The organism is Klebsiella sp. RIT-PI-d (genome assembly GCF_001187865.1).
GTDB lineage: Bacteria > Pseudomonadota > Gammaproteobacteria > Enterobacterales > Enterobacteriaceae > Superficieibacter.
Window position 1 is genome coordinate 85,340 of sequence record NZ_LGIT01000007.1, and the last position, 6,737, is coordinate 92,076.

6 protein-coding genes and 1 rRNA gene are annotated in these 6,737 nt (G+C 49.0%); 2 read left to right on the forward strand and 5 right to left on the reverse strand.

Going from position 1 to position 6,737, the window contains the following annotated elements; genetic code table 11:
* Nucleotides 1-81 precede the first annotated feature (81 nt).
* From polA to AC791_RS06260, 4 genes are all read right to left on the reverse strand, one after another.
* Nucleotides 82-2,868, reverse strand: coding sequence for a DNA polymerase I (polA, locus tag AC791_RS06245; protein WP_049839639.1), 2,787 nt, complete (start codon nt 2,866-2,868; stop codon nt 82-84).
* Nucleotides 2,869-3,316: 448 nt separating this feature from the next.
* Entirely contained in the window at nt 3,317-3,940 is a 624-nt protein-coding gene (gene dsbA / locus AC791_RS06250; protein ID WP_049839640.1) for a thiol:disulfide interchange protein DsbA, read from the reverse strand.
* A gap of 26 nt (nt 3,941-3,966) precedes the next feature.
* Nucleotides 3,967-4,953, reverse strand: coding sequence for a serine/threonine protein kinase (locus AC791_RS06255; RefSeq protein WP_049839641.1), 987 nt, complete (start codon nt 4,951-4,953; stop codon nt 3,967-3,969).
* Nucleotides 4,954-5,027: 74 nt separating this feature from the next.
* Complete coding sequence (locus tag AC791_RS06260; protein ID WP_049839642.1) at nt 5,028-5,297, reverse strand: YihD family protein; 270 nt, start codon at nt 5,295-5,297, stop codon at nt 5,028-5,030.
* A 63-nt stretch (nt 5,298-5,360) separates the two neighbouring features.
* Between AC791_RS06260 and mobA the strand changes: the two genes are divergently transcribed.
* Together mobA and mobB are read left to right on the forward strand one after the other, a co-directional pair.
* Complete coding sequence (gene mobA / locus AC791_RS06265) at nt 5,361-5,951, forward strand: molybdenum cofactor guanylyltransferase MobA (RefSeq protein WP_049839643.1); 591 nt, start codon at nt 5,361-5,363, stop codon at nt 5,949-5,951.
* Nucleotides 5,948-6,460: a molybdopterin-guanine dinucleotide biosynthesis protein MobB gene (mobB, locus tag AC791_RS06270; protein WP_049839644.1), complete on the forward strand. Its 513-nt coding sequence runs from the start codon at nt 5,948-5,950 to the stop codon at nt 6,458-6,460. The genes mobA and mobB overlap by 4 nt, the downstream gene beginning before the upstream one ends.
* A 156-nt stretch (nt 6,461-6,616) precedes the next feature.
* Here mobB and rrf read toward each other — a convergent pair.
* A 5S ribosomal RNA gene (gene rrf, locus AC791_RS06275) occupies nt 6,617-6,732 on the reverse strand.
* Nucleotides 6,733-6,737 lie beyond the last annotated feature (5 nt).

Consider the following 6,737-nt stretch of genomic DNA (forward strand, 5'->3'; position numbering starts at 1 on the left):
CATACCAAATTCTAATGCTAATCACAAAAAGAGATAAGTTATGTTGCTTACTTACGAGAAAACCCGTACTTCGCGCCTCTATTAGTGAGCCTGATCCCAGTTTTCGCCGCTATCTACTTCCACCAGCAGCGGAACGTCAAGTTGCGTACAGTTTTCCATCAGCTCATGGATCTTTTTCGACACCGCTGCAACGTCATCTTTATGCACTTCGAATACCAGTTCATCGTGCACCTGCATGATCATCTGCACCCGCGGTTTTTCTGTTTCGAGCCATGCATCGACTGCAATCATTGCCCGCTTGATAATATCTGCCGCAGTTCCCTGCATCGGCGCATTGATGGCCGCACGTTCCGCCCCTGCCCGACGCGCTGCGTTGCTGGATTTAATGTCTGGCAGATAAAGCCGACGGCCATCCAGCGTTTCAACATAGCCTTTGTCTTTTGCCTGAGCACGCGTCCGCTCCATATACTCCAGTACGCCAGGATAGCGTTCAAAGTAGAGATCCATATACTTCTGCGATTCTTTGCGCGGTATATTCAGCTGGCGTGACAGGCCGAATGCACTCATGCCATAAATCAGACCAAAGTTAATCGCTTTTGCACTGCGGCGCTGTTCATTTGATACGCTCTCCAGCGGCAGTCCAAACACCTCTGCAGCGGTAGCACGGTGGATGTCTTTACCTTCGGCAAATGCCGTTAACAGCCCTTTGTCGCGCGACAGATGCGCCATAATACGAAGTTCAATCTGCGAGTAGTCGGCAGAGACAATGACATAATCTTTCGGCGCAATAAAAGCCTGACGAATGCGACGCCCTTCGTCGTTACGTACCGGAATGTTTTGCAGGTTCGGATCGGTGGATGAGAGCCGTCCGGTAGCAGTAACCGCCTGATGATAGGATGTATGAACGCGGCCGGTTTTCGGGTTAATCATCAGCGGCAGCTTATCGGTATAGGTCGATTTAAGCTTCGCCAGACCGCGATACTCAAGGATCACTTTTGGCAGCGGATAATCCAGCGCCAGTTCTTCCAGCACCTCTTCAGACGTTGAAGGCGCGCCACCCGGCGTCTTCTTCAGCGGTTTTATTCCCTGTTTTTCGAACAGAATTGTTTGCAGCTGTTTAGTCGATGAGAGATTAAACGGTTCGCCAGCAATATCGTGTGCTTTCTGTTCCAGCTCGTTCAGACGCAGGGCGATTTCACCGGAATGCTTATGCAGTACCGCAGGATCGATTTTTACGCCGTTGCGTTCGATACGGGAGATAACCGGCACCAGCGGCATCTCAATGTTCTGGAAGATATTAAGTGGCCCGGTTTCTTTTTGCAGTTCCGGCCACATCTTCAGGTGCAGTTGCAGGGTTACATCGGCATCTTCTGCCGCATAGTGCCCCGCTTCTTCAAGTGCAATCTGATTAAACGTCAGTTGATTCTTACCCTTGCCGGCAATTTCTTCGAAAGAGACGGTTTTATGCTTTAACCAGCGATCGGACAGAGAGTCCATATCATGACGTCCTACTACGCTATTGAGCGTGTAAGATTCCAGCATGGTGTCAAAAGCGATGCCGCGCAGTTCAATGCCGTAGTTTTGCAGGATCCCACGGTCAAACTTCAGATTTTGTCCGATCTTAAGGGCATTCTCATCTTCAAGTAGCGGCTTAAGTAATTCGAGTACCCGCTCACGCGAAAGCTGTTCTGGCGCGTCAAGGTAGTCATGTGCGACCGGAATATATGCCGCCACGCCAGGTTCCGTTGCAAAAGAGATCCCCACCAGGTTAGCACTGATATTATCCAGGCTGTCAGTTTCGGTATCAAAAGCAAATACGGGCGTGTCCTTCAGTATCGCGATCCAGTTTGCCAGCGTTTCTTCATCAAGAATAGTGACGTAGCGCTCGGCTGACAGTGTGGCAACGGAGGGGATAACTTCCGCTTCTGCAACCTGCGCATCTTGCGCTTTTGCTGCGGGCTTTGCCCCTCTCGCCTGTAACCATTTTCCGGCCTCGAGATCGCTAAACCAGCGCTTAAATTCGTATTTCTGAAACAGTTCCAGCAGTTCTTCAACCGCGGGTTGCTGTACGTGCAGCTGTTCACACGTTAATTCCAGTTCAACATCCGTTTTGATGGTTGCCAGCTGATAAGAGAGGTAGGCGACCTCTTTATTCTGCTCAAGCTTTGCCGCCATGGTTTTCGCACCACGGAAAGACAGGCCAGCAATTTTTTCCGGCTCGGCATACAGTGCATCAAGCCCTCCCAGCCCCTGCAACAGGGCCTGGGCAGTTTTCTCACCCACCCCCGGCACGCCAGGAATGTTATCTGATGAGTCACCCATCAGGGCCAGGAAGTCGATGATAAGCTCTGGCGGCACGCCATATTTACTCTCAACTTCTTCCGGCCCGAGAATAGTATTGGTCATGGTGTTAATGAGGGTGATATTAGGCGTCACTAACTGCGCCATGTCTTTATCACCGGTACTGATCAGCACCGCCCGCCCTGCTTTGTCAGCTTCACGTGCGAGTGTACCAATAACGTCATCGGCTTCGACACCGGATACCGCCATTAATGGCAGACCCATCGCTTTTACCATGGCATGTAACGGCTCGATCTGCGCACGCAGATCGTCAGGCATCGGTGGACGATGGGACTTATAGTGCTCAAATAACTCATCGCGAAAGGTTTTACCTTTAGCATCAAAGACGACCACGGCGTGGGTAGGCTGATATTGCATAATCAGACTGCGCAACATATTGAGCACGCCGTACATGGCGCCCGTCGGTTCCCCGGCGCTGTTGGTCAGAGGAGGAAACGCATGATAGGCCCGATAGAGGTAAGAGGAACCATCAACCAGGATAAGTGGGTTTTCTGAGATCTGAACCATAATTTCCATGCCTGTTTATCAATTTATGGTTAAAGGATGCCACAGACAGGCTAAAAACTTGAATTTTTCCCTCACATTGATCGAAAAGAATTCACGATCCTGAAGATCGATCGCAGAGGGCTTCTGTGGATAACTTTGTGCATAGAATTTTACGCACGCATAAAATGGGAAAGATGCATAAGGTGAATACGCATAATTTTCTTTATATTCATATAATTATTTACGATCGCTGGCTATTTCAGGATCAACGCTGGTAATTTAACCGATGTGGATATAAGTGCTCTTTTTTATAACATCCAGGTGTCCTGATATCACATTTTTAATATTTTCTCGGGCCGGGCAAAACAGGCAGCGTTAGCGTACTTAAGGTAATTATTCCTGCAGATTCTATTACAGACACAAAAAAGCCTGAGGTATTCGCTCAGGCTTTTTTACGTTCAAAATGAGATTACTTTTTTTCGACCAGTTGTTTTACTGCATCGGCATATTGCTGGATAAACATATCCATATTGCTGGTATCCATGCCCTGCGGATTCAGCTGATATTTCCCGTTTACATACATCGCAGGAACACCGCGAAGTTGCAGATCGGCAGCCGCTTTTTCCTGCTGAGCAACCAGGGATTTCACCACAAAACTGTTCCAGGCTGCATCGTATTCTTCGCCTTTCACACCCGCATCCACGAACACTTTACGGATATCAGCAACGGATTGTACTGTTTGCGTCTTTTGTACGGCGTTAAACATTGGTGCAGTGATTTTATCTTCCACGCCCAGCGCGACAGCAACTGCCCAGGCCTGGGTCATTTCTTTACCCAACGGGCCAAGAAACTCGACATGGTACTTTGTCATCTTAGTGCCTTCTGGCAGTTTCTTTTTGACGCTATCAGAAACATGCAGCACTTCTTCAAATTCGTAGCAGTGCGGGCAGTAGAATGAGAAAAACTCCAGTACCTGAGGCTCACCGGCGACCGGTTGATCAAGCGTGATGTATTCCTTACCGTCGGTGATCTGTGCGGCGGACGCGCTAAATGCCAGAATCATGCCTGCCAGTGCCAGCCAAATTTTTTTCATTGTTAACTCTCTCCTGAATATATTCATTAATACATTGGTGTTAATTGTAGAGGGGGTTGTTGTAAAACCCGAATTTGCTCTGTGAAGATTTGTTTTTGTTTATACCAGTAATCTTCCTCTGCAAGCCAGGGGAAGTTAGCCGGAAAAGCGGGGTCGTCCCAGCGGCGGATTAGCCATGCCAGATAATAAACCAGCCTCATTGCACGTAGAGGCTCAATAAGTCCTATTTCGTTGACGTTAAACTCACTGAACTCTTCATAGGCTTCAATAATAGTTTCCAGCTGCATACGCTGCTCGGCTTTGTCTCCATTGAGCAGCATCCAGAGATCCTGGATAGCCGGGCCACTGCGCGCATCATCCAAATCAACAAATAGCGGGCCATCACGCCAGAGGATATTACCGGCATGACAATCACCGTGCAGACGTAAAGCCGGGAATCGAGTGTGCCACTGGCCATTAACAGCTTCGATCAACGCATCGGTAGTCTGCAAAAAGGCCTCTTTTTGCCGGGCAGGAATTAGCGTGCAACTTTCCAGGATCCTTCGTGGTTCAATCAGGTATTCCTGGACACCTATCGCAGGACGGAACGTGAAAGGCTTTTTACGTCCTGTTTGATGTAGACGCCCCAGATAGCGTCCGACCCATTCCATTTGATCCAGATTATCTGCTTCAAACTGGCGGCCTCCCATGCTCGGGAATACCGCATAGAAAAAGCCCTGATGGGTCAGAAGAGTTTTGCCGTTGAACTGCAGAGGGGCGGCAACGGGCACGTCGTCATGCTCAAGCTCAAGCGCAAATTGATGCTCTTCCTCAATTTGCGCAGCCGACCAGCGTTCAGGGCGATAAAATTTGACCACAAACCGGCGGCGATCTTCATCCTGAAATTGATAGACACGGTTTTCATAGCTGTTAAGCGCTGTGAGACCGGAATCCACCCGAATGCCCTGCTCGAAGAGCGCATCCATGATGGTATCCGGGTGTAGTGTCTGGAATGTGAAAGCCTTATCGTTCATCCTGTTATCCGAAAATATACGAATGATTCAGGATATCATTTCAAAACGCTTTCGGAGGCTCCGCTTACAAGGTTTTACTCTTTAATTACGCCACGGGCGCGCAGGAGCGCAGTTTTAAAGTCCTCTTCATAATCTTTTTGAATACCGGGAATGACAGCGTCTTTCGATGAGTCGCGCATTTTCAGGTGATAGATCAGAATATCGTCAGAAAGGTCGGCAAAATCGCCTTCATAGCCTGACTCAGCGGCCAGCTTCTGTAAAAATTGAACCAGATTTAGTTCTGGTTCGTTTTGCCATGCAGGTTGAAGTAGTTCAATCACTTCATTAAGACGTTTACACTTCATATCTCGGCTCCTTATTTTTAGTGTAGATACGTTAGCAGGGTCAAACCCACAATAAAAGAGGCGATATTAGTGGATGAGAGTAGTGCAGTAACAGGTGTTGTGCTGGCAGGAGGACGATCGACACGAATGGGGGGACAGGATAAGGGACTTATTCAGCTGAATGGGCGTCCCCTGTGGAGATGGGTGGCTGACTGCCTTTCTTCTCAGACAAATAGCGTGGTTATCAGTGCCAATCGCAATATCGATACTTACCGTGCCAGTGGACTTATCGTCATTCAGGATTCACTGGCCGATTTCCAGGGCCCTCTTGCTGGTATGCTCTCCGTTATGCAACAGTCAGCCGGCGACTGGTTTTTGTTTTGCTCCTGCGATACTCCCTATATTCCTGCCGATCTGCTGTCACGTTTTAAAGATAGGCTAAACGAAGCACCGGCGGTGTGGGTTAGCGATGGTGAGCGCGATCATCCAACAATAGTGCTTCTGCATCGCTGTCTGATCCCTTTCTTAGAGAGCTATCTTCAGGCAGGAGAGCGACGCGTGATGGTTTTTTTGCGCCAGAACGGTGGGCATTCCGTCGATTTTAGCGATCGGCGGGCGGCTTTTTTAAATGTGAATACACCTGAGGAGCTTGAGCGATGGCAGGAAAGAGGATGACGCCGTTATTAGCTATTGCTGCATGGAGCGGTACAGGTAAAACAACACTGCTTAAAAATCTCATTCCTGCCTTATGCGCATGTGGTATCAGACCCGGATTGATTAAGCATACGCATCATCAGATGGATGTTGATAAACCCGGTAAGGACAGTTATGAATTGCGTAAAGCAGGTGCTGCACAAACGATGGTGGCCAGTCAGCATCGTTGGGCATTGATGACTGAAACGCCGGAAGCGAAACCGCTGGATCTTGATTATCTGGTTAGTCGTATGGACCACTCAGCGCTGGATCTGGTTCTTATTGAAGGTTTTAAGCACGAGAATGTGGCAAAAATTTTGCTCTTCAGAAGCGGAGCGGGGCACGATATTAGCGAATTACTCCTGGATGAGTATGTCATTGCTGTTGCCAGCGATGTTCCCATAGCTTGCGAAGTACCGACGCTAAATTTAAATGACACTGAAGAGATCGTATCGTTTATTCAGCAATGGATGGCGCGAATACAGGAATAGCGTTTCTCAGCATGGCTCTGCCCGGCAGTCGTACGCGTTCCGGGCCTGCAAAATCAGTACGGCTGAGGTGTACAAACTGCGGGGCGGTATAAAATGGTGATAAATACAAAAACGCAAAAAGCCCATCCGTAAGGATGGGCTTTTCACTTGTTTGATGCCTGGCAGTTCCCTACTCTCGCATGGGGAGACCCCACACTACCATCGGCGCTACGGCGTTTCACTTCTGAGTTCGGCATGGGGTCAGGTGGGACCGCCGCGCTAGTGCCGCCAGGCAAAT

Coding starts and splice junctions, on each gene's coding strand:
- polA (WP_049839639.1), bottom strand. CDS start 2,868: ATGGTTCAGATCTCAGAAAACCCACTTATCCTGGTTGATGGTTCCTCT.
- dsbA (WP_049839640.1), bottom strand. CDS start 3,940: ATGAAAAAAATTTGGCTGGCACTGGCAGGCATGATTCTGGCATTTAGC.
- AC791_RS06255 (WP_049839641.1), bottom strand. CDS start 4,953: ATGAACGATAAGGCTTTCACATTCCAGACACTACACCCGGATACCATC.
- AC791_RS06260 (WP_049839642.1), bottom strand. CDS start 5,297: ATGAAGTGTAAACGTCTTAATGAAGTGATTGAACTACTTCAACCTGCA.
- mobB (WP_049839644.1), top strand. CDS start 5,948: ATGACGCCGTTATTAGCTATTGCTGCATGGAGCGGTACAGGTAAAACA.